Annotated in this window: 24 protein-coding genes; 10 read left to right on the top strand and 14 right to left on the bottom strand. The window is 41.1% G+C overall.

The features are described 5' to 3' along the window. Window positions 1-22: 22 nt before the first annotated feature. From murC to ACE3PQ_RS06980, 3 genes are all read right to left on the bottom strand, one after another. A complete protein-coding gene (gene murC / locus ACE3PQ_RS06990; protein WP_374296434.1) occupies window positions 23-1,477 on the bottom strand; it encodes a UDP-N-acetylmuramate--L-alanine ligase in 1,455 nt (484 codons plus the stop codon). Window positions 1,478-1,552: 75 nt separating this feature from the next. Further along, the gene (gene murG / locus ACE3PQ_RS06985; RefSeq protein ID WP_374296432.1) at window positions 1,553-2,620 is read right to left on the bottom strand and encodes an undecaprenyldiphospho-muramoylpentapeptide beta-N-acetylglucosaminyltransferase; all 1,068 of its coding nucleotides are present in this window, start codon (window positions 2,618-2,620) and stop codon (window positions 1,553-1,555) included. A gap of 185 nt (window positions 2,621-2,805) precedes the next feature. Beyond that, entirely contained in the window at window positions 2,806-4,146 is a 1,341-nt protein-coding gene (locus ACE3PQ_RS06980) for a lytic murein transglycosylase (protein WP_374296430.1), read from the bottom strand. A 267-nt stretch (window positions 4,147-4,413) separates the two neighbouring features. On the opposite strand from ACE3PQ_RS06980, the gene guaB reads away from it, so the two are divergent. The 3 genes from guaB to pdxH all read left to right on the top strand — a co-directional run bounded on the left by guaB (window position 4,414) and on the right by pdxH (window position 8,016). Beyond that, window positions 4,414-5,880 (top strand): IMP dehydrogenase, encoded by a 1,467-nt coding sequence (gene guaB / locus ACE3PQ_RS06975; RefSeq protein WP_374296428.1) that lies wholly within the window; start codon window positions 4,414-4,416, stop codon window positions 5,878-5,880. Between the two features lie 114 nt (window positions 5,881-5,994). Beyond that, window positions 5,995-7,338 carry a phosphoglucosamine mutase gene (gene glmM / locus ACE3PQ_RS06970; protein WP_374296425.1) on the top strand — a complete coding sequence of 448 codons (1,344 nt, stop codon included), beginning with the start codon at window positions 5,995-5,997 and terminating at the stop codon, window positions 7,336-7,338. Between the two features lie 3 nt (window positions 7,339-7,341). After that, window positions 7,342-8,016 carry a pyridoxamine 5'-phosphate oxidase gene (pdxH, locus tag ACE3PQ_RS06965; protein WP_374296423.1) on the top strand — a complete coding sequence of 225 codons (675 nt, stop codon included), beginning with the start codon at window positions 7,342-7,344 and terminating at the stop codon, window positions 8,014-8,016. 81 nt (window positions 8,017-8,097) lie between these two features. Here the strand turns inward: pdxH and ACE3PQ_RS06960 are convergent, their stop codons facing one another. Next, window positions 8,098-8,844 (bottom strand): DNA translocase FtsK, encoded by a 747-nt coding sequence (locus ACE3PQ_RS06960; RefSeq protein ID WP_374296421.1) that lies wholly within the window; start codon window positions 8,842-8,844, stop codon window positions 8,098-8,100. After that, window positions 8,834-9,628 (bottom strand): PP2C family serine/threonine-protein phosphatase, encoded by a 795-nt coding sequence (locus ACE3PQ_RS06955; RefSeq protein WP_374296419.1) that lies wholly within the window; start codon window positions 9,626-9,628, stop codon window positions 8,834-8,836. Before ACE3PQ_RS06955 ends, ACE3PQ_RS06960 begins: the two co-directional genes overlap by 11 nt. Window positions 9,629-10,151: 523 nt before the next feature. On the opposite strand from ACE3PQ_RS06955, the gene recJ reads away from it, so the two are divergent. Beyond that, window positions 10,152-11,861 carry a single-stranded-DNA-specific exonuclease RecJ gene (gene recJ / locus ACE3PQ_RS06950; RefSeq protein WP_374296417.1) on the top strand — a complete coding sequence of 570 codons (1,710 nt, stop codon included), beginning with the start codon at window positions 10,152-10,154 and terminating at the stop codon, window positions 11,859-11,861. Window positions 11,862-11,935: 74 nt separating this feature from the next. On the opposite strand, the gene ACE3PQ_RS06945 is transcribed toward recJ, so the two are convergent. Continuing rightward, window positions 11,936-12,817 carry a putative porin gene (locus tag ACE3PQ_RS06945; protein ID WP_374296416.1) on the bottom strand — a complete coding sequence of 294 codons (882 nt, stop codon included), beginning with the start codon at window positions 12,815-12,817 and terminating at the stop codon, window positions 11,936-11,938. A gap of 151 nt (window positions 12,818-12,968) precedes the next feature. Here ACE3PQ_RS06945 and ACE3PQ_RS06940 point away from each other — a divergent pair, with 151 nt between their 5' ends. Further along, complete coding sequence (locus ACE3PQ_RS06940; RefSeq protein ID WP_374296414.1) at window positions 12,969-13,319, top strand: arsenate reductase; 351 nt, start codon at window positions 12,969-12,971, stop codon at window positions 13,317-13,319. Window positions 13,320-13,379: 60 nt separating this feature from the next. Here the strand turns inward: ACE3PQ_RS06940 and ACE3PQ_RS06935 are convergent, their stop codons facing one another. Then, a complete protein-coding gene (locus tag ACE3PQ_RS06935; protein WP_374296411.1) occupies window positions 13,380-13,817 on the bottom strand; it encodes a DUF2147 domain-containing protein in 438 nt (145 codons plus the stop codon). Between the two features lie 138 nt (window positions 13,818-13,955). Here ACE3PQ_RS06935 and ACE3PQ_RS06930 point away from each other — a divergent pair, with 138 nt between their 5' ends. After that, window positions 13,956-14,867, top strand: a complete 912-nt coding sequence (locus ACE3PQ_RS06930; protein WP_374296409.1) for an alpha/beta hydrolase — start codon at window positions 13,956-13,958, stop codon at window positions 14,865-14,867. A 42-nt stretch (window positions 14,868-14,909) separates the two neighbouring features. On the opposite strand, the gene ACE3PQ_RS06925 is transcribed toward ACE3PQ_RS06930, so the two are convergent. Together ACE3PQ_RS06925 and ACE3PQ_RS06920 are read right to left on the bottom strand one after the other, a co-directional pair. After that, a complete protein-coding gene (locus tag ACE3PQ_RS06925; RefSeq protein ID WP_374296407.1) occupies window positions 14,910-15,395 on the bottom strand; it encodes an N-acetyltransferase family protein in 486 nt (161 codons plus the stop codon). Window positions 15,396-15,538: 143 nt separating this feature from the next. Next, window positions 15,539-16,537: a putative solute-binding protein gene (locus ACE3PQ_RS06920; RefSeq protein ID WP_374296446.1), complete on the bottom strand. Its 999-nt coding sequence runs from the start codon at window positions 16,535-16,537 to the stop codon at window positions 15,539-15,541. A 275-nt stretch (window positions 16,538-16,812) separates the two neighbouring features. Between ACE3PQ_RS06920 and ACE3PQ_RS06915 the strand changes: the two genes are divergently transcribed. After that, window positions 16,813-18,792: an ATP-binding cassette domain-containing protein gene (locus ACE3PQ_RS06915; RefSeq protein WP_374296405.1), complete on the top strand. Its 1,980-nt coding sequence runs from the start codon at window positions 16,813-16,815 to the stop codon at window positions 18,790-18,792. Window positions 18,793-19,242: 450 nt separating this feature from the next. Here the strand turns inward: ACE3PQ_RS06915 and erpA are convergent, their stop codons facing one another. From erpA to ACE3PQ_RS06900, 3 genes are all read right to left on the bottom strand, one after another. Further along, window positions 19,243-19,578, bottom strand: coding sequence for an iron-sulfur cluster insertion protein ErpA (gene erpA, locus ACE3PQ_RS06910; protein ID WP_092621730.1), 336 nt, complete (start codon window positions 19,576-19,578; stop codon window positions 19,243-19,245). A gap of 88 nt (window positions 19,579-19,666) precedes the next feature. Beyond that, window positions 19,667-20,644 carry a putative solute-binding protein gene (locus ACE3PQ_RS06905; RefSeq protein ID WP_374296444.1) on the bottom strand — a complete coding sequence of 326 codons (978 nt, stop codon included), beginning with the start codon at window positions 20,642-20,644 and terminating at the stop codon, window positions 19,667-19,669. 208 nt (window positions 20,645-20,852) lie between these two features. Beyond that, window positions 20,853-21,398: an NADPH-dependent FMN reductase gene (locus ACE3PQ_RS06900; protein ID WP_374296403.1), complete on the bottom strand. Its 546-nt coding sequence runs from the start codon at window positions 21,396-21,398 to the stop codon at window positions 20,853-20,855. Window positions 21,399-21,465: 67 nt separating this feature from the next. Between ACE3PQ_RS06900 and ACE3PQ_RS06895 the strand changes: the two genes are divergently transcribed. After that, window positions 21,466-21,825 (top strand): YidH family protein, encoded by a 360-nt coding sequence (locus ACE3PQ_RS06895; RefSeq protein ID WP_092621736.1) that lies wholly within the window; start codon window positions 21,466-21,468, stop codon window positions 21,823-21,825. Window positions 21,826-21,846: 21 nt separating this feature from the next. Here ACE3PQ_RS06895 and ACE3PQ_RS06890 read toward each other — a convergent pair whose 3' ends face one another. Further along, complete coding sequence (locus tag ACE3PQ_RS06890) at window positions 21,847-22,722, bottom strand: hypothetical protein (protein ID WP_374296401.1); 876 nt, start codon at window positions 22,720-22,722, stop codon at window positions 21,847-21,849. A gap of 180 nt (window positions 22,723-22,902) precedes the next feature. Here ACE3PQ_RS06890 and ACE3PQ_RS06885 point away from each other — a divergent pair, with 180 nt between their 5' ends. Next, on the top strand, window positions 22,903-23,358 hold the full coding sequence (locus tag ACE3PQ_RS06885; RefSeq protein ID WP_374296399.1) for a MaoC family dehydratase: 456 nt from the start codon (window positions 22,903-22,905) through the stop codon (window positions 23,356-23,358). A 45-nt stretch (window positions 23,359-23,403) separates the two neighbouring features. On the opposite strand, the gene ACE3PQ_RS06880 is transcribed toward ACE3PQ_RS06885, so the two are convergent. Next, window positions 23,404-24,648, bottom strand: coding sequence for an oxygenase MpaB family protein (locus ACE3PQ_RS06880; protein ID WP_374296398.1), 1,245 nt, complete (start codon window positions 24,646-24,648; stop codon window positions 23,404-23,406). Window positions 24,649-24,778: 130 nt separating this feature from the next. Here ACE3PQ_RS06880 and ACE3PQ_RS06875 point away from each other — a divergent pair, with 130 nt between their 5' ends. Beyond that, window positions 24,779-25,384 (top strand): TetR/AcrR family transcriptional regulator, encoded by a 606-nt coding sequence (locus ACE3PQ_RS06875; RefSeq protein ID WP_374296396.1) that lies wholly within the window; start codon window positions 24,779-24,781, stop codon window positions 25,382-25,384. Window positions 25,385-25,816 lie beyond the last annotated feature (432 nt).

Raw genomic sequence — 25,816 nt, 5'->3', positions numbered from 1 at the left:
GATAACACGCAAATCAAAACATTTATGTATTGAGATAAAGTTCATTTTGCGCCAATTCTACCGAAATTGCGCCGACATTACCTGCGCCTTGTGTCAAAAGCAGATCATTCGCTTGTAACAAATTCTTTAACACACTCGGCAATTGACCATCAACAGGGTCGATGATAATCGGTTCAACTTGTCCACGCAAACGAATTGCCCGTGCAAGACTGCGACTATCTGCACCGACGATTGGTTTTTCTCCCGCAGGATACACTTCCATCAACAGTAGCGCATCGACTTGTGACAGCACATCAACAAAGTCATCAAAACAATCACGTGTACGGCTAAAACGATGCGGTTGGAATAATAGCACTAAGCGACGATCAGGATGGCTTTGGCGAGCTGCTTTGATGGTCGCTTCGACTTCTTTTGGATGGTGTCCATAGTCGTCAACCAGTTTTACTGTACCATTGTCTTTGGCATATTCGCCTTGGACTTGGAAGCGACGACCTACGCCATTGAAACCTTCTAATGCACGAGCAATCGCTGCGTCTGACACACCTTCATCAGTGGCGACACCAATCGCTGCCAACGCATTTAGAATGTTATGCATACCAGGTTGATTAATGGTCAGGCGCAGTGGCTCACGATCTTTACGCAGTACGGTAAAGTGAGATTGCATACCGTCTTGCTCAACATCAATCGCACGAATGTCATTATCTTCTTCAAAACCATAAGTCAGCACAGGACGACCGATACGAGGCATGATTTCACGGATATTGGCATCATCGCCACAGACCACGGCTAAACCGTAAAACGGCAACTTATGTAAAAACTGCACAAAGGTGTCTTTAAGCACATCAAAGCTACCGCCATAGGTGTCCATATGGTCGGCATCGATATTGGTCACAATCGCTGCCATCGGCTCAAGATAGAGAAAAGAGGCATCAGATTCGTCTGCTTCGGCAACGATATAACGACTTGCACCAAGTGCAGCATTAACTCCAGTACGATTCAGCAAACCGCCGATCACATAAGTTGGATCAAGGTTTTCCTCAGCAAGCATACAGGTCAGAAGACTGGTCGTTGTGGTTTTACCATGTGTCCCTGCGACCGCAATGCCGTGACGATAGCGCATGAGTTCACCGAGCATTTCAGCACGGCGTACCACAGGGATACGATGCTCATTTGCGGTTTGAATTTCAGGATTTTCTAGATCAATCGCTGTGGATACCACTAAGACATTGGCGCCATCAATATTACTTGCTTGATGCCCGATAAAGACTTCGATGTCATTTTTTTCAAGTTGTGCGGTGGTTTTTGAGGCTTTAATATCTGAGCCAGACACTTTATAGCCTTGATTTTTAAGTACTTCGGCAATTCCACACATGCCTGCACCGCCAATCCCAACAAAGTGAATATGCTTGATACGGCGCATTTCAGGGATTTTAATCAGTTGTTTGGCTTCTGTTGCAGTAAATGTGGTATCTGACATAGTTCTTTCTCTAAAAAAGTCGTTCTCTAAATTCGGGCTCTAAATCGTTCTCTGAATTTGCTTGGACAAGTGGCTTTATAAGCTTTCAACAAGCTCAGCAACATGTGCTGTCGCTTGGCTTTGCGCTTGTTTTCGGGCTTTGCTTGCTATACTTAACAGAATATCTCTCGACATTAATGGCGTAAGCAACTGTTGTAAACTTTCAGCAGTCATCGTTGCTTGTGGGCAAATTTGTGCTGCACGGACATCTGCCAAGTAATGTGCATTTGCGGTTTGATGATCGTCGACCGCAGATGGCAACGGAATGAAAATCGCTGCAACACCAGCGGTTGCAACCTCTGTCACCGTCAGCGCACCCGCACGACAAATGATTAAATCAGCTTGGCTATATGCAAGCGCCATATCTTCAATAAAAGGCAGGACTTGAACTTCAAAGCCATCAACTTTTTGCAGGGCCTCATAGCGCTGCTCTGTAGATTCAAGTTGTTGTTGACCGCATTGATGACGCACTTGCATCGGTAAATTCAATCCAGTCAGTGCAGCAGGAATATGTTCATTCAATGCTTGTGCACCAAGTGAGCCACCAACAATGAGAATTTGTAAGGCTCGCTGTTCTGCATCACGTTGTTGATAGCGCTCTTCAGGCGCAGGAATCTGACAAATCTCTTGACGTACAGGATTGCCAGTAGTGATCAGCTTTGAAGATTCAGGAAACGCTTTTGGAAAAGCTTGACACACGGTTTTTGCAATCCGTGCAAGTTGTGTATTGGTAAAGCCTGCAACCGCATTTTGCTCGTGGATTAATACGGGAATACCGAGTAGTCGCGCAGCCAATCCGCCTGGTCCAGATACATAACCGCCAAAACCTGCAACTGCATCTATTTTTAATGATTTCATGATCCGCATCGCTGCGATCGTCGCGCCAAGTATTTTAAATGGTGCTTTCAGTTTGCGAACAATACCATTGCCACGCACACCTTGAATGTCGATTTGATGAATTGGAATATTATGTTGTTTTAAAAGACGATTTTCCATGCCGTTTGGTGTGGCAAGCCAAGAGATCTGATGACCACGTTGTTGTAATGCTTTGGCAACCGCAAGCGCAGGGAAGACATGACCGCCAGTACCCGCTGCCATCATCATAATATGTCGGCTAGGTTGTCTAGGTTTTGATTGTGGATTTGAATGCTCAGAAGTCACGATAGGGCTTAAATGATTAAATGTGGATTAAACGAATTATTGTAATCTCAATGCGAGTGAACGCAAGCGAAATATTGCGCTTTGACAAATTGTCACAGCGCAATCTTTATAATCAATTTGCAGGTTTATTATTTCATCAAATTCTCAGCACGAAGCGCCGTCAAAATACGCTGACCTGCACGACCAGTCGTCGGCAGTCCAAGACGTTGTTGTTCTATGCGAATTGCCTGACGGCTTTTGCTACCGATCAAACCATCAACATCGCCGATGTCATGACCACGTTGAAGTAATAAGGTTTGGATTTCACGACGTTCTGCACGAGAGGTGCCTGCGTCATCGGTTGGCCACGAAGCTTGGATGCCCGATTTACCTTGTAAGCGATCTGAGAGCATGGCAATGGCGAGGGCATAGCTTTCAGCAGCATTATAGCTATACAGTGCATCGAAGTTTTTAAAGACTAAGAATTTCGGACCATTCTCACCAGCAGGCGCAAGTAAACCTGCTTGGCTTGAACCACTTAAATTGCCTTGAATCACTTGAGAGCCATCAATACGTGTGACACCTTTAGCAACCCAATAGCTGAGAGACTTTTTATTACGACGACCTTCACCGCCAACATAATAGCCATCAGGCACACTCACCTCAAAGCCCCACGGCATGCCCGATTGCCAACCTGCTTTATCTAGAAAGTTTGCAGTGGAAGCGAGCGCATCAGGAACGCTTGATACTAAGTCACGACGACCATCACCATCAAAATCAACTGCTAAACGATCATAAGTCGAAGGCATAAATTGGGTATGACCAAATGCGCCTGCCCATGAACCTTTCAGTTGATCTTCGGTGAGATCGCCACGTTGTAAGATTTTCAAAGTCGTGAAAAACTCACCACGAAAATACGACTGACGACGACCTTCACAGCTGAGCGTACCCAGTGCTTGTAAAAGCGGATATTTTCCTGAAATATTGCCATAGTTACTTTCTACACCCCATACCGCAGCAATGGTTTCGGCAGGTACGCCATATTGTGCGGATGCACGATTCAGTGCGCTACGATGTTGTGCCATATTTTTTTGTCCATCATCGACACGTTCTTGATCAACCAATCCTGACAAATAATCCCAAATATCGGTACTAAATTCGGGTTGATAATTTAACTTATCAATTACCGAATAGTCAGGCGTAAGAGATTGGGTATAGCGGTCATAAGTTGCACCTGATACACCTTTGGCAATTGCACTTGAGCGCAAGTCGGCAAGACAGCTTTGAAAGTTGTTAGGTGGTTGATATTGTTGCGATTGATAGATTCCTGAACTGTTGCTTGAATTTGATGAAATCATTATTGAAGTGTTATTTTCATTAATCGTAATCGGTACAGGCTGTCCATTAATGGTGAGCCCAGCATGTGCACTGCCACTTACAATAGCGACACCCGCCACGACAATATTTAATCTTGATAATGCAAAACGCATAGTAAGCCTCAAAAATTATTCTTAAATTTCATCGACCTTAACATGATTTTTTGGGTAATTCAGGGTGGATTGCGTAAAGGAATATTGCATTGTCTTCATTTTGACTCCTTATTTTGACTCCTTTTTTTAATTCTGAGATTGTTTAAGTCTAAGAAATAAAGCCCTCACCACATAAATGAGAATTTCTATATGCAAATCGCAATCAACAGTGCAATTTTAATTGAAATTTGTTTATAATAGCGCACGGAAATTACCAGTGAGATTGTTATGCTGACCATCGTTCAAGAAGCATTGACCTTCGATGATGTCTTGTTACTCCCTGCTTACTCTACAGTCCTCCCAAAAGATGTTTCTCTAAAAACACGCCTGACTCGAGATATTCAACTTAATATTCCGCTTGTTTCTGCGGCAATGGATACGGTGACAGAATCCCGTATGGCGATTGCAATGGCACAACACGGCGGTATTGGTATTTTGCATAAAAATATGGATATCGCTGCGCAAGCTGCAGAAGTACGCCGTGTGAAAAAGTTTGAAGCAGGTATGGTGAAAAACCCAATCACTGTTACGCCAAACACTACCGTGCGTGAGTTGATAGAAATCACCCAAGCCAATAATATCAGCGGTGTACCTGTGGTTGAAGGTGAAAAAGTGGTTGGTATCGTGACGGGGCGTGATACACGCTTTGAAACCAACCTTGAACAGCCTGTTAGTAATATCATGACACCACAAGATCGTTTGGTGACAGTGCGTGAAGGTGAGTCTAAAGAAAATATTCAAGCCTTATTACAAAAACATCGCATTGAAAAAGTCTTGGTGATTGATGATCAACAAAACTTAAAAGGCTTGATCACTGTCACTGACTTTCGTAAAGCAGAGCTTTATCCAAACAGTTGTAAAGATGACTTGGGTCGCTTACGTGTCGGTGCTGCAGTCGGTACAGGTGCAGAAACACCAAGCCGTGTTGAATCATTGGTCGATGCTGGTGTTGATGTGATCGTAGTGGATACAGCACACGGTCACTCTGCGGGTGTCATCGAACGAGTACGTTGGGTCAAGCAAAACTTCCCACAAGTGCAAGTGATCGGTGGCAATATCGCAACAGGTGATGCAGCATTAGCACTGCTTGATGCAGGTGCAGATGCCGTCAAAGTCGGTATTGGTCCAGGTTCAATCTGTACTACACGTATTGTTGCAGGGATTGGTGTACCACAGATTTCTGCGATTGATAATGTCGCTCAAGCCTTGAAAGAGCAAATTCCTTTGATCGCTGATGGTGGTATTCGCTACTCAGGTGATATTTCTAAAGCGATTGCCGCAGGTGCAAGTACCATCATGGTTGGTTCATTGATGGCGGGTACAGAAGAAGCACCGGGTGAAGTGGAGTTCTTCCAAGGGCGTTACTACAAAGCCTATCGTGGAATGGGTTCACTTGGTGCGATGTCTGGTTCAAGTGGCTCAGCAGACCGTTATTTTCAAGATGCCAAAGCAGGTGCGGAGAAACTGGTCCCTGAAGGTATCGAAGGACGTGTACCGTACAAAGGGCCAATGGGCAATATCGTACACCAAATGATGGGTGGCTTACGTTCATCTATGGGCTATACAGGTTCTGCAAGCATCGAAGATATGCGTCAACATGCTAAGTTTGTCAAAATTACTTCGGCAGGTATGAAAGAGTCGCATGTACATGACGTGACCATTACCAAAGAAGCACCGAACTATCGGGTGGGCTGATTGGTTTAAGTTATATTATATATTTTGATATCATAGCCACCTCATGCAGGTGGCTATTTTTTGATGTAGAATGCATACAATTTAATATTAGAAAGATGAAATTAGAGATATTCGATGAGTTATTTTGGAACAGATGGAATACGTGGACAGTTTGGTCAAACACCAATTACCCCAGAGTTTGCTTTAAGGCTTGGTTTTGCCGCTGGATCTGTGCTTAAACGCATTTTTCCAAAGAAAAAGCCAATTGTGGTGATGGGTAAAGATACAAGGCTGTCAGGCTATATCTTGGAATCTGCATTACAAGCAGGATTAAATTCGGCGGGCGTATACGTACATTTGCTTGGTCCATTGCCGACTCCTGCGATTGCCCATCTTACTCGTGCGCTACATGCCAATGCAGGGATTGTAATTTCGGCATCACATAATCCTTATTTTGATAATGGTATTAAGTTTTTTTCCAATGAAGGAAAAAAGCTTGCAGATGAAATCCAAGAACAAATCAATCAAGAGCTTGAAAAAGACATTTTCATCCAAGAACCTAATCAGTTAGGTAAAAGCTTTCGTGTCGATGATGCGCAAGGGCGCTATATCGAGTTTTGTAAATCAACCTTCCCATATCATCTGAATTTGCAAGACTTTACGATTGTCATGGATTGTGCCAATGGTGCGGCTTATAGCGTGGGTCCTGCGGTATTTCGAGAGCTTGGTGCAAAAGTCATTAGCATTTTTGATCAACCGAATGGCACCAATATTAATGAGCAGTGTGGTTCGACCCACCTTGATAATTTACAACAGGCGGTTATTAAACATCGTGCCGATTTGGGTATTGCCTTTGATGGTGATGCAGATCGTGTGATGTTAGTCGATCGAAATGGTCAGCTGATTGATGGTGATCATATTTTGTATATTCTTGCCACGAAAGGTAAAAAAACACCACGTGGTATCGTCGGCACTGTTATGAGTAACATGGCGCTTGAGCTTGCCTTAAACAAAGTGGATATACCATTTATTCGTGCCAAAGTTGGTGATCGCTATGTACTTCAAGCGTTGGAAGAAAATGACTGGTTTATTGGCGGAGAGCCATCAGGGCATATTCTGACTTTAGATCGAAGTACCACTGGCGATGCGATTATTGCTGCATTACAAGTGATGCGTGTTTTGGTTGAGCAAGAAACGAGCTTAGATGAATTGGTTAAAGATTTTAAACTTTTTCCTCAAGTCTTAGAAAATGTTCGCCTTGCACAGATGATAGACCCATTTGCTGATCCTGTACTTGTGGCAGAGTTTGAAAAAGCCGAGCAACAGCTCAAAGGGCGAGGTCGCTTGCTGATTCGTAAATCTGGGACTGAGCCCGTGATCCGAGTGATGGTCGAAGGTGATAATTTGGATGAAGTCAGCCAATTGGCAAAACATTTGGAAAATAGTATCCGTCAACAAGCTGATATGCACGCAGAATAAGAGATGTCTAAGCAAAGTATTGAAAGTTCAAGTATAAAAGATCTGAGCGAATTACGACTTTCGTATCAGCGTGGGGAGTTGCATGAAGATCATGTGGCGCCAATACCACATGAGCAATTTTTATTGTGGTTTAATCAAGCGCTGACCTGCGACCTGCATGAGCCGTATGCGATGTATTTGGCAACGGCGAATGCACAAGCTTTACCGCACGTGCGTACGGTACTACTTCGTGGTGCAACGAATCAAGGCTATGATTTTTATAGTAATTATGATAGTAAAAAAGGGCTCGACTTAGCGGAAAACCCACAAGCGCAGATTTTGTTTTATTGGGCTGAGCTTGAGCAACAAGTGCGGATTTCAGGTCAAATTGAGCGTATTTCCGAAATTGAATCGACTGATTATTATCACAAACGCCCTCGTGATAGCCAAATTGCAGCGCATGTCAGCACGCCGCAAAGTGGTGTGATTGAAAGCCGAGAAGTGCTACAACAACGCTTTGACGATGCAGTACAGCAGTTTGAAAATACGGAACAGCTCGATAAACCCAAGTTTTGGGGTGGTTATCGCTTAGTACCTGATTATTATGAGTTTTGGCAAGGCCGACCAAATCGTTTACATGATCGAATCTGTTATCAAAAGCAGGGCGATGATTGGTTAATTCAACGTCTGATGCCTTGATTAGTTCTATGTATGGACTAAAAAATTTGTTCTAAATAGCCAATTTATCAGATATTTAGAACATATACTCCTATAAGAAATCTAGACTTTGATTTTTGCTTGCTGAATAGCTCTAGAAAATAAAGGATTAGCTTCTTTATAAGTAAAGTGACTGCTAGATGGGTGAACAATTTGGCAGACTTGGATATGGTCAGGTAGTTTTGGAATATGAGAACCTAATGCTTTACCAAGCACTAAAATGACTTGTGGTGATAATTTGGTAATCATATACAAAAATGGTTGCTGAGCCGCAGTCCATAATTCGGATGTGGGGGATATTCTTGCTTGTGTACCCACATAGTCTTGGATGTAATTATAAAAAGCAATATGTTCCCATATTTCCCCACGAGTATAATCATCCAACTTACCACTTTCTAAGCCAAGCAAAACGCTTGAAACTTTAGTAAAAAAAGCATGTCTATTCTCTTGAGCAAGCAAGCGGACAATTTCTGTGGTAAATTCTGGACGATAATCAGCAGGATCACCATAATGTGATTCACCGAGTACTAGTACACGTAAGCCAAAACGATTATTCGTAAAATATTTACTTCCAATCCATGGTTCAAATTTAATTTTTGACATTGTTGTTTTATCCCCCTGCTTATAAATTCGATAGCCATACTGAGGTGTAAATTTTGCTTCACAAAAACCTTGCTGAATAAGTGTATCGGTGAGTTGTCTAGCTTGTTGATAACCGATCATAAATTTGCGTTGTAAAGATGATACCGAAACATAACCAGCATCTTTGGTAAACGCTTTCGCTTGTTGTAATAAATCTTCATGATTCATTATGATGACCTCGTTTTAAACGAATTAAAATCATACTCACATTATCGTAAGCATATTTTTGATGCAATGCAGTTTTCATTTCCATCAACCATGTTTTTAAAGGAACTTCAGCGCATAAAGGCAGCCAGTTGGAACATTCCAAAATATCGTGAACACCATCACTGCAAATCAATAACGCATCTTCGTCGGTTAAATATTCTTCTTTGGGTGGAAATTCGGGGATTTCATGTAATGAATCGGCACAAAAACAATGATTGAGCATATAGTAGAAACTGGCATATTCTTGCCCTACGATAATTTCAATTTCGCGATTTTCAACCATTTCATTTAAAAAATTATGGTCTTTGGTGAGGGCATACCATTGCTGATTTTGCCCATTAAATAAATAAACCCGACTATCTCCCACATGCTGAATATTAACAAAACCTTGTGGGCTTGCATGACTAACTAAAGCCAATGTTGCACTGGCACTATATGTTTTTGGATTGGCTGCTAAGTGTGTACTTAAATCCTCTTGAACCTGTTGTAAAGAAATCCGCTGTTTTGCTTGGAATTGTGCCAACACGCTTTTTAAGACACTTTTTGAGGCTTTTTCTGCTTTGGGACTACTATTTACCCCATCAGAAACCGCAGCACACCAATCTTCACTGGCAGGATAAATATAGCGTTTACTGATGAGTCCATCATGCTGGATAACGCTGTGACCAATCAAAATTGCATCTTGTTGGATTGGAGGTGTTGCTCGCCATGTTAAAGCCTGCATTTCAAAGTATTGTTGATTCATCAAAATGCCTCATGATAGAATGAACATGTCATTTATAACGTTATCAATGTAGAAAAACAACTTAGTTGTTTCTAATTAACTATTTGATATATAACATTTATTTGTTTTGTGTGATATGCGTGGTTTTTTATGGACAAAGCCTCTGCAATTACGCTTTTAACAGCCCGCTATCGTTTTAATTCTTCCTGATATAAGTAACATAATATTGCCAATTTAAAAAATCTTTAACCTAATCAATAAGTAATAAAATATAAAAATAATGCGTGTTGTAATTAATGAGTATATATTTTAACCATGTTGGTAATTAAACATTTCTAAATAAGAAATAATTTACCTAATTGTAATAATTCATTTCAAATCAATAGTACTAAAAATAGGACGAAGACTTTAGTTACTATTTTGAACCTTATACTGGTAAAGACTACTTTCCTAATCCTATATCAATCAATGAATATAAACGATACCCTAGGTAAAACCTTTAAAACCATGTTACTTTAATTCATTTTAAACTAGCATGTTCCCATTGAATCATTCAATTACCCAACAACGCCCCCTACAACAGCCCTTACAGCAATATGAATATCTTGGTTCAGACACATTGGCACGGATTTTATCAGCGCGTGACACGACAGTTGAACAACTTGATTTACAATTAAAACACTTGTTACAACCTGATTTAATGGGCTTGGATAAAGCAGTACAAATCTTAGATCAAGCGATTGATAAAAAACAAAAAATACTCATCGTTGGTGATTATGATGCCGATGGGGCAACCAGTACCGCACTTGCTGTTTTAGCTTTGCAAGCGATGGGTGCAACGGTGAATTATATCGTGCCTGACCGTTTTAAATATGGTTATGGCTTAACACCTGCGATCGCAGAACTTGCTTATGAACGCTTTCAACCTGATGTATTGATGACGGTGGATAATGGTATTTCCAGCCATACAGGTGTAGAGCGTTGTCATGCGCTCGGTATGCAAGTCATTATTACCGATCACCATCTCACCACGAAAGCGACGCCAAAAGCCGAAGCTGTGGTGAATCCCAATCAATTGGGTTGTACTTTTGCCAGTAAGTCTTTGGCAGGCGTTGGCGTAGCGTTTTATCTTTTGGCTCGGCTTGCCACGCATCGACAAAAGCTCGGTAAATCGAGCGTGCGCATGACGCAGTTCCTCGATTTAGTCGCATTGGGTACGGTTGCCGATGTGGCGAAGCTTGATTTTAATAATCGCATTTTGGTACAGGCAGGCTTAGAGCGCATCAGGCAAGGACAGTGTCGTGCAGGGATTTTGGCATTGATCGAAATCGCAGGAAAAAATGCAGCGCAACTGCAAGCCAGTGATTTTGGTTTTGTACTTGGTCCTCGGATCAATGCGGCAGGGCGTATGGATAGTATGCAGATCGGTATTGAGTGCTTACTTGCACCTGATCTGAATAGCGCTTATCCATACGCTTATCAGCTTGATCGGCTGAATATCGAACGTCGCCAAGTCGAGCAGGGGATGCGTGAGCAAGCCTTTGATTATCTGCAACAAATCCATATCGAACAAGATCAGCTTCCTGAGGCGTTGATACTCTTTGAGCCTGAATGGCATCAAGGCGTGATCGGTATTGTCGCTGGGCGCTTAAAAGAACATTTTCATCGTCCGAGTATTGTATTTGCACTCGATGAAGATGGAGAGCATCTCAAAGGTTCTGCACGTTCAATCGCAGGGATTCATATCCGTGATGCGATCGAAGCAGTAGCAGAACAACATCCACAATTGGTGAAATTCTTTGGTGGACATGCTATGGCGGCAGGTTTAACCATTCAAAAAGAAAATTTTGATGCGTTTCGACAGGCGTTTATTGACGTAGTTGCTCAGGTCAACTCTGAAGTATTTCAAGCAAAAATCTATACGGATGGCACACTCAAAAAAGACGAGCTGAATCTTACTTTTTTACAATGCTTAGAACAACTTGGGCCTTGGGGACAAGGCTTTGAATCGCCAATATTTGAAGGAATATTTCAGGTTGCTGATTATCAATGGCTTAAGGAAAAGCACTTAAAACTAAAATTACAGATTGATGCAAATCACAGTATTGATGCGATTGGATTTAATTTTGTTGAAAAAATTGAGCAAGGTGAAATAGCACCAAAAGTTAGAATTGCTTATAGCTTGGAAAAAAATGAATTTCGTGGGCAAATAAGTTTGCAGCTGCGATTGATACATTGTGAAAATGTGCTTTAGAAAAATTCACTGCGATGCAAGCCACAAAAAAATCGCCCAATTGGGCGATTTTTAGTTTCATCAGCGATGTGGAATTAGAAGCGGAAAGTTCCGTTAATACCAACAGAATCAACGTCATCCGCTGTGGTGTATGCAACACCAACTCCGATTTGTGGTGTAAAGAATTTTTTCGCATTGATGCCGAAGATAGTTTCTGATTCATCAGCTGTAGAATCGGCAAAAGACGCACCAACACTTAATGTTGGATCAAGATACAGATCACCACCAAGTTTATAAGCTGTTTCGTCACCAAAATAGACTACACCTTCAAAGTTGGTGTAAAAGCCACCGATCTGAGTCACGTACTTACCACGAGTGCTGACGGTTGTGTCTTCACCAACTGCACCCACATAACCTAAAGATGTAACGAAACCATTCTCTGCAACAAGTACAGGATCTAGACTTTCTTTAGACACACCTAATGCGAGTAATAAACCATTTACTGGTAAGTAACCAGCTTCTAAAGAATAGCCAGTAGTGTCATCAGATTCATCATAAGTAAACCCAGGAGCACGTGCGCTAGCTGTATAATCCACTTGGTTTAAACTACCAGAAATATAAAATTGAGAGTTAGGAATAAAGAATTCACCATTAACACCAATAATCTCAAACTCTTCTTCTGCATTAATACCAGCTTCGCTCAATTCATTTTGAGCATTAACGTATCCTAAACCAATATTACTAGCTTTATTTAAAAAGGCAGCTTCAGCTAGAGGAGCATTTTTAGTATTTACGGTATTTAAGTAGTATTTACCGTTAACAAAAAATAAATCCCCATCAGAGTCAAGTTCAAATCCACCTAGATTATTTTCAAAGTCAGTATTTTCATAACCAACATTAAGTTCATATTGATATGCATTTGCACCCATGGCAAATAGTGAAGTGATTAGTGCTGTAGCAAGACTCAATTTTTTCATGGTTATTCCCCATAAACGTTGTAAAAATTGTTAAAATATTCTGTTACATATTACAGTTTAGTGAATTTTACTGATTCGTCAATAGCACTTTATCACTTTTTATTGACCAGTTATCCTATCTATGCGAAATCTGAATATTTTTTGGAAATTTATGATGAAAATTTATGGTATTAAGAATTGTAATACGATGAAGAAGGCATTTACAGCTTTAGATCAGCACGGCGTGAGCTACGAATTTCATGATTATAAAAAGCAGGGTATTGATGAAGCGACATTAAAACAGTGGCTCAAACAAAAAAATCAAGATGTGATTTTGAACAAAAAGGGAACCACGTGGAAAAAGCTCTCTTCTGAACAACAAGCCTACGCACTTGAAAATGAAGAACAGTTCATCGAAACATTGATCGCCAACCCAAGTATGATTAAACGACCTGTGTTGGACACAGGATCGGGCATTTTAGTTGGTTTTGACGAAGCGGAATATGCCAATTTGGCGAAATGATAGACATAAAAAAGCTTGCGAAATCGCAAGCTTTTGATAACACCTGATTAGATCAGAATATTATTTCACACGGTGCCATGTTTGGTTGCGACCCAAAGCGGCTACGCCGATAAATCCACGAACTTTCAATGTTTTACCATTAGAAGCCATTTCAGCGTTCATTTTGTAGGTTTTGCCTGACTTCGGGTCAAGAATCGTACCGCCTGTGTACTTATTGCCTTTGTCTAGTTTCAGGTTTTGAACGATATCTAAACCTTCTATCGGTTTATTTTTTTGACTACCAGAGCATTCAGTACAAACTGCTGTATTAGCTTTTGGGTCAAGTAGTTTCTTGATTGTAGCAGTATAAGTACCATTTGAACTTTTTGAGAATTCAACCAAAGCTTTCGCTTTGCCTGTTTCATCATCAACGGTTCTCCACTGAGTATTGTTTAGGTCTGCTGCGAAAGCTGAAGTTGCCAGTACACTGCTAAGTGCAACAAATGCGAATTTTTCCATTTTTGGTTTCCTTGCGAAGGTTTTCCTGAGTTCATCAACGATAAGTCATAAACGAATTTCTATTATGATTTTTTCGTTTATAATTGTAATTTTATAAGCTTCTTTTGTGAATAGCTAGTCCAATTGTGGAAAAATTATATGCCTGCTTCAAATCCATTCAAAACTTTTGCAATCGAAAAAATATTACGAATGTGTGTGCACTTTCCAAGTCGGCAAGGGTTTTCGGCACATGTATTGCGCAATTTGATGAATAAAGCGGGGAAATTATTTCCTGTGGATCAGCGTTTGGCATTTCGCCAGTTACATTTGGCAGGCATGCAATGTGAGGAAATCCGCCATAAACGAGACCCTGCGACGCAACTGATTTTTCATATTCATGGCGGAGCATTCTTTCTCGGCGGTCTGGATAGTCATCGCGGGTTCATGTGTGATTTGGTGCGAGCTACTGGTGCACAAGTGATTCATATGGATTATCCACTGGCGCCTGAACATCCTTTCCCTTTTGCATTAGAAACTTTACAAGCTGCGTATCTTGAAGCACTTGAGCAGGGCATTTCGGCAAAGAACATTACTTTATCAGGTGATTCTTGCGGAGGAAATTTGGCATTAGCATTGTGTTTGAAGTTAAGAGATGAAAAATTGCCGTTGCCAAATGGTTTGATTTTATTATCACCATGGCTTGATTTATCACTGAGTGGCGCTTCAATAAAACGTAATGCAAAGCATGATGCCTTATTGTCTGAACAGCTGTTACGAGATGGTGTAAAGTATTACTTGAATGACAATGCCAGTGTTGATGAGCCTTATGTTTCGCCATTATTTGCCAACCTCAAAGGATTGCCAGAGATGCTGATCCATGTTGGAAGTAAGGAAATTTTACTTGATGATGCAAAGCGGCTGAAAGATGCGGCAGATCGTGCCGATGTCGATTGCACATTGACGATTTATTCAGGCATGTGGCACAACTTCCACATGTTCAATCACTGGATTGCACCAGCCAAAAAGGCACTGAGAGACATCACCAAGTTTGTTGATCGTATGGATCGCTAATTTGAGTTTCGATTGGATAGAATTAATGTTCCACGTGGAACGCTAATTAAGCCATTTATACATGACTAAGGCATCAACAAGACCTTGTTTGAGGTGGTTGAAGGCTTTTGGCAAGCGACCAACGATATCAAAACCTAGCTTTTGCTGAAGTCGAATTGCACCATCATTAGTTTTCACGACAAAGTTAAATTGCATCGCAAGATAACCGAGTTCACGTGCGACCTGTTGAGAGTGATCACACATTTTGGCAGCGACGCCGTGAGCTCGTGTGGATTCGGAGACCATATATTCACAGTTGCACACATGCGATCCGCCACCACTTTGATTGGTTTTGAGATAGTATGAACCTAGAATTTCTCCGTCTTTTTCATAAACATAAGTTCGGTTGGGCAAAGTCATCCAAATGTCAAAAGCCTTGTCTTTCGATACTTCACGATCAAAAGCATAGGTTTCACTTGCCTCAGCGATAGGTTTAAAGAAGTGCCAAATTTGCTCAAAGTCGCCAGTTGTCGCTATGCGAATCATCATCATGTTCATTGAAAAAACAGGTCAGATTATAGGTGAATACATCTTTGAAAAGCTGTAATACAAAAGTGTAAACCATAAAAATGACATAAAAAAAACTGCCCCGAGAGGCAGTTTTATGAAAAAGATAAAATCTTGAGTGTGAATTATTCACCAGCGAGTGAACATTCAAAATTTGACTTATCAACGCTACAACGTGCTTTTTTCAACACAAACATCATTGATTTGTCATAAGTGCCTTGCTTAGTCAAAGCAATACGTGATTCACACATCATTTTTTGATAACCAATCTGGTCGTCAGCTGGAATGTTCATTTTATATTTCGCAGGAATACCAGCTTCAAGCTTAGAAATCGTGCTAAATGCTTTAGGCAATTGCTTCACGAACCAATCACGTGATTTTTGACCAAAGCCAGCAGGGAATTTACTTGGATTGATCACAACATTCGCTGTGACGTGAAGAATTGGGAAGTTAATCATTGCACCTTTTGAACCCAAACCTTTGTGAAGCTCAAGTGGTTTGAATGCATATGCAGGCGCACCAATGATGTCTACCTGACCGTTGTTAAATTTCGATGAGAAATTGGTTACGTCAGATGAAACAGGTTGTGCACCGATTTGTTGAACCATTTTCTTTTGTGCAGAATCATAGTCTAGAACGGCAATTTTTTTACCTGCCGCTTTTGCAACTGAGTTGATGTTGCGATCGTTAACGAATAAGTAAGCAGAACCCATTGGGGCGATACCGACGACTTCGTACTTTTTGTTTGAGCTAACCATTTTGCCAGCATTACGAGAGTTCAAAGTGAAGCTGATTGCACTTTGCGCAACTTTATTGTTTGGTACTGCACCAATAGAATCAATAGAACCTACGAATTTATTGAATTCACGAGCACGCATTGCGGTGATGCTAACGCCATCACATTTGCCTGCTTTGAAATCTTCATTGGCAACACGCTCATCGGTGTAAGCCTTTAATTTAACATCAGCACCCCAAGATTTCGCTTGTAACGCCCAGTCTTTCATTTGCTGATAAGCTTCACCTGAAGCACCAAGTAAGTCAAATACACACATTGTTGCTGCTTGAGTGCTCGACATTGCACCCATAGCGGAGGTTGCCACGATGGCAAGTGCAAGTTTTTTCATCTTTGCATCATTCAATTGTTGTTTTTTGGCGGGACTCATTCCCAATCCAACTTGAGCAGAATAATATCGTGCTTACACATAAATAATAGAGTAATTGCTCCAAATTCCAGTTTATTTTGTGTGAATTTGTTCACAATAAGTAAAAATGTGCATTAAAAATGAACGCCAAATCAGTCTAAATAAACCCCACAATAGGGTGTCTCAAACTAGACTATGGACGATTTGTAAAATTGTTTACAATAGAGATCCTCAACACAGTGAAACGATGATGACACATGATCCAACTTGAAAATTTTAGCATCCGACGTGGCGTCCGTGCTTTATTCCAAAATGCCACGATGCAAATCCATCCAGGTTGGAAAGTGGGCTTAACTGGTGTCAATGGTGCAGGGAAGTCGTCTTTATTTGCTGCGTTACTGGGAGAGCTAGGTGCTGATGAAGGGCAATTGACGCGTCCTCAGAGCTGGATCGTGGCGCATATGGCGCAAGAGATCGAAGCGTTGGCCGTACCTGCGCTGGATTTTGTCTTGTCAGGTGATGCGGAATATTGGCAAATCCAAAATAAGTTAGAAAATAGCGACCAACTCAGTGATATAGAACTTGGGGAGTTGCATGCTCGCTTTGATGAAATTCATGGCTATGTTGCACCTGCTAAAGCAGCACAATTGCTGGCAGGTTTAGGTTTTTTTGAATTTCAGATTCGTCAGCCTGTACAAAGTTTTTCCGGTGGTTGGCGTATGCGACTGAATTTGGCTCGCACATTGATGAGCCGTTCAGACTTATTATTACTCGATGAGCCGACCAACCACTTGGATTTAGATGCGATTTTGTGGTTAGAAGATTGGTTAAAAAGCTATGCAGGTACGCTGGTTTTGATTTCGCATGATCGGGACTTCTTGGATGCAGTGACCGATCATATTTTGCATATTGAGAATGCAGAATTAACGCTATATTCAGGCAATTATTCCAGTTTTGAAACCATTCGTAGTGAACGCTTGTCACAACAACAGCAAGCTTTTGAGAAGCAACAAGAAACACGAGCGCACCTGCAAAAGTTTATTGATCGCTTCAAAGCCAAAGCCACCAAAGCCCGCCAAGCGCAAAGCCGTATTAAACAGCTTGAACGTATGCAGAATCTTGCGCCTGCGCATGTGGATACGCCGTTCACCTTTAGCTTCCGTGAACCGACTCGGATGAGCTCGCCATTACTCAGCCTAGACGATGCAACGATTGGTTATAGTGCAGAGAAAAGTATCGCTTCAAAAGTAAAATTGCAAATTACGCCTGTAACTCGCTTAGGCCTACTCGGTATGAACGGCGCAGGAAAATCGACACTGATTAAATCATTAGTTGGTCAGTTGCCTTTACTCACAGGTGAACGTCAAGCTTCTGAATTACTGAATATCGGCTACTTCGCACAGCATCAGATGGATGCGCTGGATGATCAAGCCAGTCCGATGTTACAGCTTGCTCGGATCGCAGATAAATCCATTAGTGAGGCTAGTTTGCGGTCATTTTTAGGCAGTTTTGGTTTTAGTGGCGAGCGCATGGATACACCGTGTCAGCGCTTCTCGGGTGGTGAGCGTGCTCGCTTGGCATTGGCATTGATCGTGTGGCAAAGTCCAAATGTATTGATTTTGGATGAACCGACCAACCATTTGGATTTGGACATGCGTCATGCGCTGACCATGGCACTACAAGACTTCGAAGGAGCGGTGGTGTTGGTGTCGCATGAACGTCAATTGATTGCGACCGTGTGCGATGATTTATTGCTCGTTCATGATGGGCGAGTGACGGAGTTTGACGGTGATCTGCAAGAATATAGTCAATGGTTACGTCAAGCGCGTCAGCAGATGTTGCAAAAGCAACAGGACGACATATCAGCGACAGCCAGCGCAACGACAGATTCTACACAAACTGCAAAAGCAATAGACAATCCAACAGCGACAACTTCCAATGTCAAAGTCGATAAAGAAGCACAGCGCAAAGAAAATGCACGACGCCGTGAGCAAACTCGTCCACTGCGTAAGAAAATGGAACAATTAGAAAAGTCGATCGAAAATGCGCAAACACAACTTACAACCATTGAAAATCAATTGGCGGATAGCGCAATCTATGAAGCTGATCATAAAGCCGAGCTATTGCAATTAATGGATCAGCAGACGTCGCAGAAAACAAAATTAGCAGAAGATGAGGAGCAACTGCTTGAATTGATGATGGCGCTTGAAGAGCTTGAGGCAAGTTTCGAAAATTAAACTACAAAAATCGCTTTGTTAACTTATGTGATAAAAATAATGAATGAGTTCATGTAAAGATTCGCCGAAAAATCGTCTTTGTGGAATTTTAACGACTAAAAATGAATGTCTTAGCAAAATATTAAACATTTATGTGATGCGCTAGCTTTGTACATATTGTATGTATTCTTTACATACTGCTTAAGATTGGCAACTTTCGCTAAACAGTGTTAATTGCTAGAAATCGGCATAATACAGCTATTGATTCGATCGAATGAGACACGATCAACCCTCAAGGATGTCAACAAAACATCCTTCTTCTCAAAGCCTAGGCTCTCCCCAGACCTAGGCTTCTTTTTGCCTATCATTTGCGGATTAGTTTCACTTTTTAAAATATGAGAAAAAATAAAACCGAACAATGATGTTCGGTTTAAATCATTTAAGTAGTTGGATATATTAAATAGAAAAAGCCTAGATCGAAAACGATGAGCCACAACCACAAGTTGTTGTTGCATTTGGATTTTTCACAATAAAGCGAGAACCTTCTAAGCCTTGGACATAATCCACTTCTGAGCCTAGAAGATACTGATAGCTAAGCGAATCCACGACCATTTTGACATCGCCATTTTCAAACTCGGCATCGTCATCATTAACACTTTCTGCGAAGTTAAAGCCATAGGAAAAGCCAGAACATCCGCCACCTGTCACATAGACACGAAGCATCAAATCCGCATTGCCTTCACTATCACGCAGTTGGCGTACTTTGTCGGCAGCATTATTTGTTAAAACTAAGGCTTGGGCAGTCATGATGATTTCCACCAATAAATCAGAACACAGTTATTTTACCATATCTGTGCGAATTTGTGATTTACAAGTGGAAATCAAATCAATGGGCTTATTTTTTTGAATATTGCTCATCTTTGAGTGAACATTCGAAGTTTTGACGGTTTTCCGCACAGCGAGCACGCCAAAGTAGCTCCATCATTTTCTTGTCATAAATGCCTTCTTTGGTGAGCTGAATGCGGGCTTCACGCATCATTTTTTGATAACCCAATTTGTCACCCTCAGGGATTTGCATCCAGTATTTTGCAGAAATGTCATCTTTCATTTTACCAAGAATAGTGAAGGCGCGGGGTAATTGTCCTTTAATCCAAGTTCTTGATTTTTGACCAAATCCCGCAGGAAATTTTGCACTGTGAATGATCAGGTTGCCTGATACTTGCAGTAGTGGATAGTTGGCAATCGCACCTTTTGAACCGAGTCCTTTATACAGCTCTAAAGGACGAAACACTGCAGCAGGTGCGCCAATGATATCGACTTCACCATTGTTAAATTTTGAACCAAAATTGGTAACATCGGCGGAAACGGCTTGTGCGCCAACTTGTTGTACCATTTTTTTCTGCGCTTGATCGTAGTCTAACACCGCAATTTTCTTTCCTGCTGCCTTGGCGATGGTATTGATATTTCGATCGTTTAAGAATAAATACGCATCACCGACTGGAACAATGCCGACGATTTCATATTTACCTTGTTTCATGTCTTTGGCAAAGCGAGGATCAGCCAAGGTTTGCATAACTTTCACCGCCAGTTTTAGGCTTGGAATTGAACCAATCGAGTCGATTGAACCAGTGAAACTATTGAACTGACGACCACGCATCCCTGTGATACTGGCACCGTCACACTTGCCAGCTTTAAAGTCTTCGGTTAGCACGCGCTCATCGGTGTAGGCTTTAAGCTCGATATTTGCACCCCATTTTTTTGAAGCAAGTTGATAATCTTTCATCAAGGCATAGACATCGCCTTGCGTACCAACGAGATCAAATACACAGAAAGTTTGCTTAGCTTGCGCAGTATTCATGGCGAATGCGCTCATAGCGATCGTAGTCAGACCGAAAAGTTGGGTGATTTTTTTCATTGATATTTCCTTATTGAGTTGCATTCGTGCAGTCTTTCCGTGACTGCATTTTTGTTTTTCAAAGCGATTGGATCAAGTATATGCGCTGAAATGCTGCCCCACATTGGTCAAAATGACATGCGGTCACATGTCATTCGCAATGCTTGTCTTCAATATCAGTCGATTTTTATTGGCTCAGTTTTTGGCTTAATGCGATCAGCTGGTTTGCCAAATCATTGAGGACATTGTATTCAGTTTCATTTCCTTCAAATGGGTTTGATTTTGTGCGTGCGAAAATATCACGAATGAGCAAGCTGATGTTGCTATCAATCATCCCAAGTGCGGTGGTAACTTGACGGATTTGTGAGATCGAGCGTGCGCCATTGACCGAACCATAGCTGACAAAACCGACAGGTTTGCCACTCCACTCTGTACCGAGATAATCCAAGGCATTTTTTAGCGCAGGTGAGTAGCCATTGTTGTATTCAGGTGAAATGAGGAAATAGGCATCGCCCTCAGTAATTTTCTCAGACCATTTTTTCTGTAATGGGTCGCTATAATTACCTTTTAATGACATCGGTGACGCACCGCTAAACATCGGCAAATCCCACGTTTTTAGATCGACAATTTCCACCTCGGCATCAATGTCTTGTAAGGCATTTTGCATCCACTCGGCGACGTGAATCGCCACACGATTTTCCCGAATACTACCAACAATAATTTGAATCTTCATTGTAATTTCCCTGTGCTTGTTTTATGGTTTGAGCTTAGCAAGAAATTGGTCATGGAAAAGTAAGAATATGTCAAATTTGCAAGATCCACGTGTGTTATTGGCTTTGGAACGCACTGTATTGGCGTGGAATCGGAGTAGTTTGGCGTTGATTGCTTTTGGCTTTGTTATTGAAAAATCAGCCTTTCTAGCACAACTGGTTGACCCTGTGAAATATGCCGACAAGATTGCATTTAGCAAATGGACTGGGGGCGGGGTGATCGTTTTGGGGATGATTATCTGTCTGATCTCGGTGCAACAATATCGCATAGCGCTACGTTCGATTACCGATGCGGAAATGATGGAAGGCTATAAAACCAATCAGCCGATGCTCTTGGCAGGGTTTAGTATTTTGGTTGGAATGTTATTGATTATTTCGTTTTGGGTTTAGTTGGATTCACGACTCAAAAGCTTAACTCGCCAACTGATTATGATTAACGTGTTCCAAACTTGCATTGATGACACTGAGTAGCTCATTGAGCTGTTGCCGACCGATACGTGTTTCGAATAATGAGGTCAGCCATTTGCTTTGATATTGGCGTAGTTGATGCGTATTCTCTGTATTTCCTATCGCAACGATCAAGGCTTTAGCCATCAATCCACAATACTGCTGAAGCGTTTGTTGCATTAAATTTTTCACTTCTTCGAAACTAATCGTTGCAACACTTGGTTTTTCTTCAGCGATCTGTTCAGGTTTTGGCGGAATTGGCGTCGGTGCTTTGAATGGGGAAGCAGGTTCAATGATTTTGGCTGATTGAGCTTTAGAGTTAGCTGTTCTTGTGTCATCAAGTGTTTGTTTAGCGGTTTCTTCTTTTATAAGATTTAATGTTGTATCAAAGCGTGGATTGTCAGTGTTTTCTTGTACAACTAATTTTCGCTCAACTTTTTCTGACTGCAAGGCTTCATTCACTTGAGAGAGCGTGCGTGAGACTTTAGATAAAAAATTAGGCTTTGGCTGAGTATTATTATTTGTAGGTTCAGTTGCTAAATCATCTATGAAATGCGTTTGCGAGATGGATTCTGCCTGATGATCAACGATTTCATTTGTAGACATTAAAGTTGTCTGTTGATGAATCGTCGTGTCATATATCAAACCAAGATCCAGCAAAGTCTGGAAATTTTCTGCGCTTGCGATTTTATTGGAGGCATCAGCGCTAAGTTGTTTGAAATTATCTTTTTCAATTAATAACAATAAAGTTCGTGCGCGTGCATTGATTTTGAGTTGTCTTTGCGTCAGTTCACGAGTGCCTGCTTCTGTACGTTTATACTTGCTTTGATTGTTCATCATGGAACGCCACCCCCAATAAATAAGCGCCAAAAATATCAGTCAGAAATGACAATGCCGTGACAGGGAGGTGAAAAATTATTGATTTGTGCAAACGCTGAGCAATTTGCATTTATATTTATCTACTTAAGTCGAAGGTTGCATATTTTTCTACTATGATGAGAACAATTAAAGGAGCAAATCATGACGAAACTTTATCTTGAAGATTTGGCTGTCGGTCAAAAATATCAGAGTGGCGAATATGCGCTGACAGAAGAAAAAATTAAACAATTCGCCTCTGAATATGATCCGCAACCCTTTCATCTAGATGAACAATCTGCTTTGGCACATCCTGTATTTCAAGGCTTAGCAGGAAGTGGTTGGCAGACGGCGGCGATTACTATGCGTCTATGGGTAGAGAGCTTTCCTGTGGCGGGTGGTTTGGTCGGTTTTGGTGGAGAGGTGTCGTGGAAACGTCCGACGCGTCCAAATGATGTGCTTCATGTTGAATCAGAGATTACCGAGTTACGCCGTTCACAGTCCAAACCGAATCAAGGCGTGATCACGCTATTTAGCCAGACCAAAAATCAAAATGATGAGGTAGTACAAGAGTCTACTACTAAGATTTTGGTGTGGAGCAAAGACTCGGGCGTGCAATAACGATTTTACAAACAATGATTTTACAAACTTAGGCAAGCAATACATCTATTGATGCATGCTCGCCAGTTGTTTGCTTTGGTTTTTATTGTTAGGACTTTGATAGAGTGAAAACCCCATCTTCTGCATACGGCGCCCTTGATTTTGTAAATATTGACTGAGTTTGGGACTACGCTTTGCGCCAGTATATAAAATCAAATTGCGCATGATGAGATAATAGGCAAACCACGATGCAGGGCGAGTACGCAGACCGAGGCTTTGCATACGTTTTTTACCAATGAAAAATTGGGTAATTTCCAAATGTTGTCGATATGCCAACTTCTGTTGTAATGGGCGGAAGTGGCGATATTCTCGAAAGAACGGCTCTTTGGACAAACTTGCGCCCAAAGCGGCACTCGATTCATCAGAAGCAGGATGGGAAAATTGCAACCAATACATCATCCGCCAAGCTTCTGATTCTTTGTTAATTAGCCATTTTTCTTCAACACCCATAAGCCAACCGACATAGCGCCAAAAATGCAAATATTCATCGACTTCGGTTTTATTTGGGAAAATACCTAAAGCTCGAACACCTAACAGCACTACATTTGAAAATGCAATATTGGTCATGGCGAGATCATACTGATTGATCGGTACACCCCATGTCTTGCTATCCCAACGCTCAGATTTTTTTAACTGATGGCGTACCAACGCATGAATAAAGCGCACATAAATGGTTGAAGTAAAACCTGAGTGAAAGCGTTGTAAGCCATCAGTTTCTGTAATATCAATCCACCATTTCGTCGTTTCTGCTAGGCGTACATTGACTTGTTGCTTTAATGCGCCCGTCAGCACTAAGGGTTGATTAAAACCTGGGAACATATAACCTGCCATCAAAGACACATCACGCAAAACAAAACCATTATTGATCCCAAGACGATGAGTGAAATTGACCGCATTTTGAATTTTCTTTTGATCGACCCACGACGGTATTTGTTCAACTTGAGCAAAGAAGTCATACAGTACTTTTACATCATCGTGAGTATATTCAGTTGCATCACCCTGTAAATGATCAAGTCCTTGAAATAATGCTGTTTCAAATAATTTACGGCGTTCTTTAGGAGCTTGCATGACCCATTCAATAACTGGATCCATCAACCGATCACCATCATTAATTGAGCGTGCAATCTGACAATGTTCAGCATAATTAGGCTGAACAGGTGTATCGCACAAATGATTTAAAATCTGCGTCATCCAGTTGCTACTTTGGGTATGCTCAAATGCCATAAGGCGAGTCGGATAGGTCAATGACATGATCTTTTACTCTGTTTAAGATTTAACCATATACTAATATGAATATTTATTCGCATTCAATTCGCATTCATGGAAACACTCTGCCATACAATAGGCAGAGTGGTGTTAGCGATAAGGCAAGGAAGCATAGATGAGAAAAAGACCACAGCAACAGCGAGCAAAGCGCATCGTCGATGATATTCTCGAAGCGACATTATATTGCATTAGTCAACATGGCGTGCTTCACACCACTACACCCAAAATTGCTGAAATATCAGGTGTGAGCGTTGGTTCTATTTATCAATATTTTGAAAATAAAGAGCAAATCGTCGAAGAATTGCTCATGCGGAAAAGTGAAAAGCTTGGGCTTGGATTTAAAGCCTTAGTCATGGAAGAACAACACAAAACCATCAAAGAAGTGATTCAAAATAGCATCGAATTCGGATTTGAGTCGCTTAAAGCAGATCAAGGCTTTCTGATCGAAATCCTAAAAAACTGGCATGAATACAGTGAGTCCGAATCTGCGCAAGTGCTTGAAAAACATTTTTTTGAAGTCGGGCTCTATGTATTTAACCGCTTTTATAGTCATTGGAATTTTGAAACCTTAAAACATAAATCTTTTGTCATTATCAATAGTACGCTCTTCACCATGATGCGCTATGTTAGTCACAATCAATTTTTAATCGAAGAAGCACGACTGAAAACAGAGCTTTTAACAATGCTGTTGGCATATTTAGACAGCCCAAATACAGAATAATATCCAAACAATGATGCATTTGATTCAGAAATGAGCAATAAAGCAAAGAAATGAACATGAAACAACCACTCGGTATAAAAAGCTGTTGTTTGGGGTTGAATTGGAATTGTGATGGTGTAGAATGCGCACCTACCGGCGGGGATGCGGATAAAAACTTGTTGATTAACAGTCATTTAGCTTGATGGTTAAATTTTTTGGTTGATTAAATAGGTTTAAAAATTATCTGTAATTTCAGTTGACTTTTTAGAGATAGAGAGTAATATAGCCGACCTAGCTTGATGCTGACGAAGTATTGAGTGATTCATTAAGAGTTAAAGAAGAACAACTTGTGTGGATTTTTACTGGTTGATTGATCGAATATATATTCATTGATTGAATTGGTAGAAATTTCTCGAAGTTTATTTGAGCGAATTTTTAGTCAGTAAGATTAAT

The sequence above is a fragment of the Acinetobacter sp. genome, assembly GCF_041911495.1.
Taxonomy (GTDB): Bacteria; Pseudomonadota; Gammaproteobacteria; order Pseudomonadales; family Moraxellaceae; genus Acinetobacter.
The sequence above is the reverse complement of the archived record's forward strand: the minus strand, read 5'-3'. Positions and strand labels throughout refer to the sequence as shown.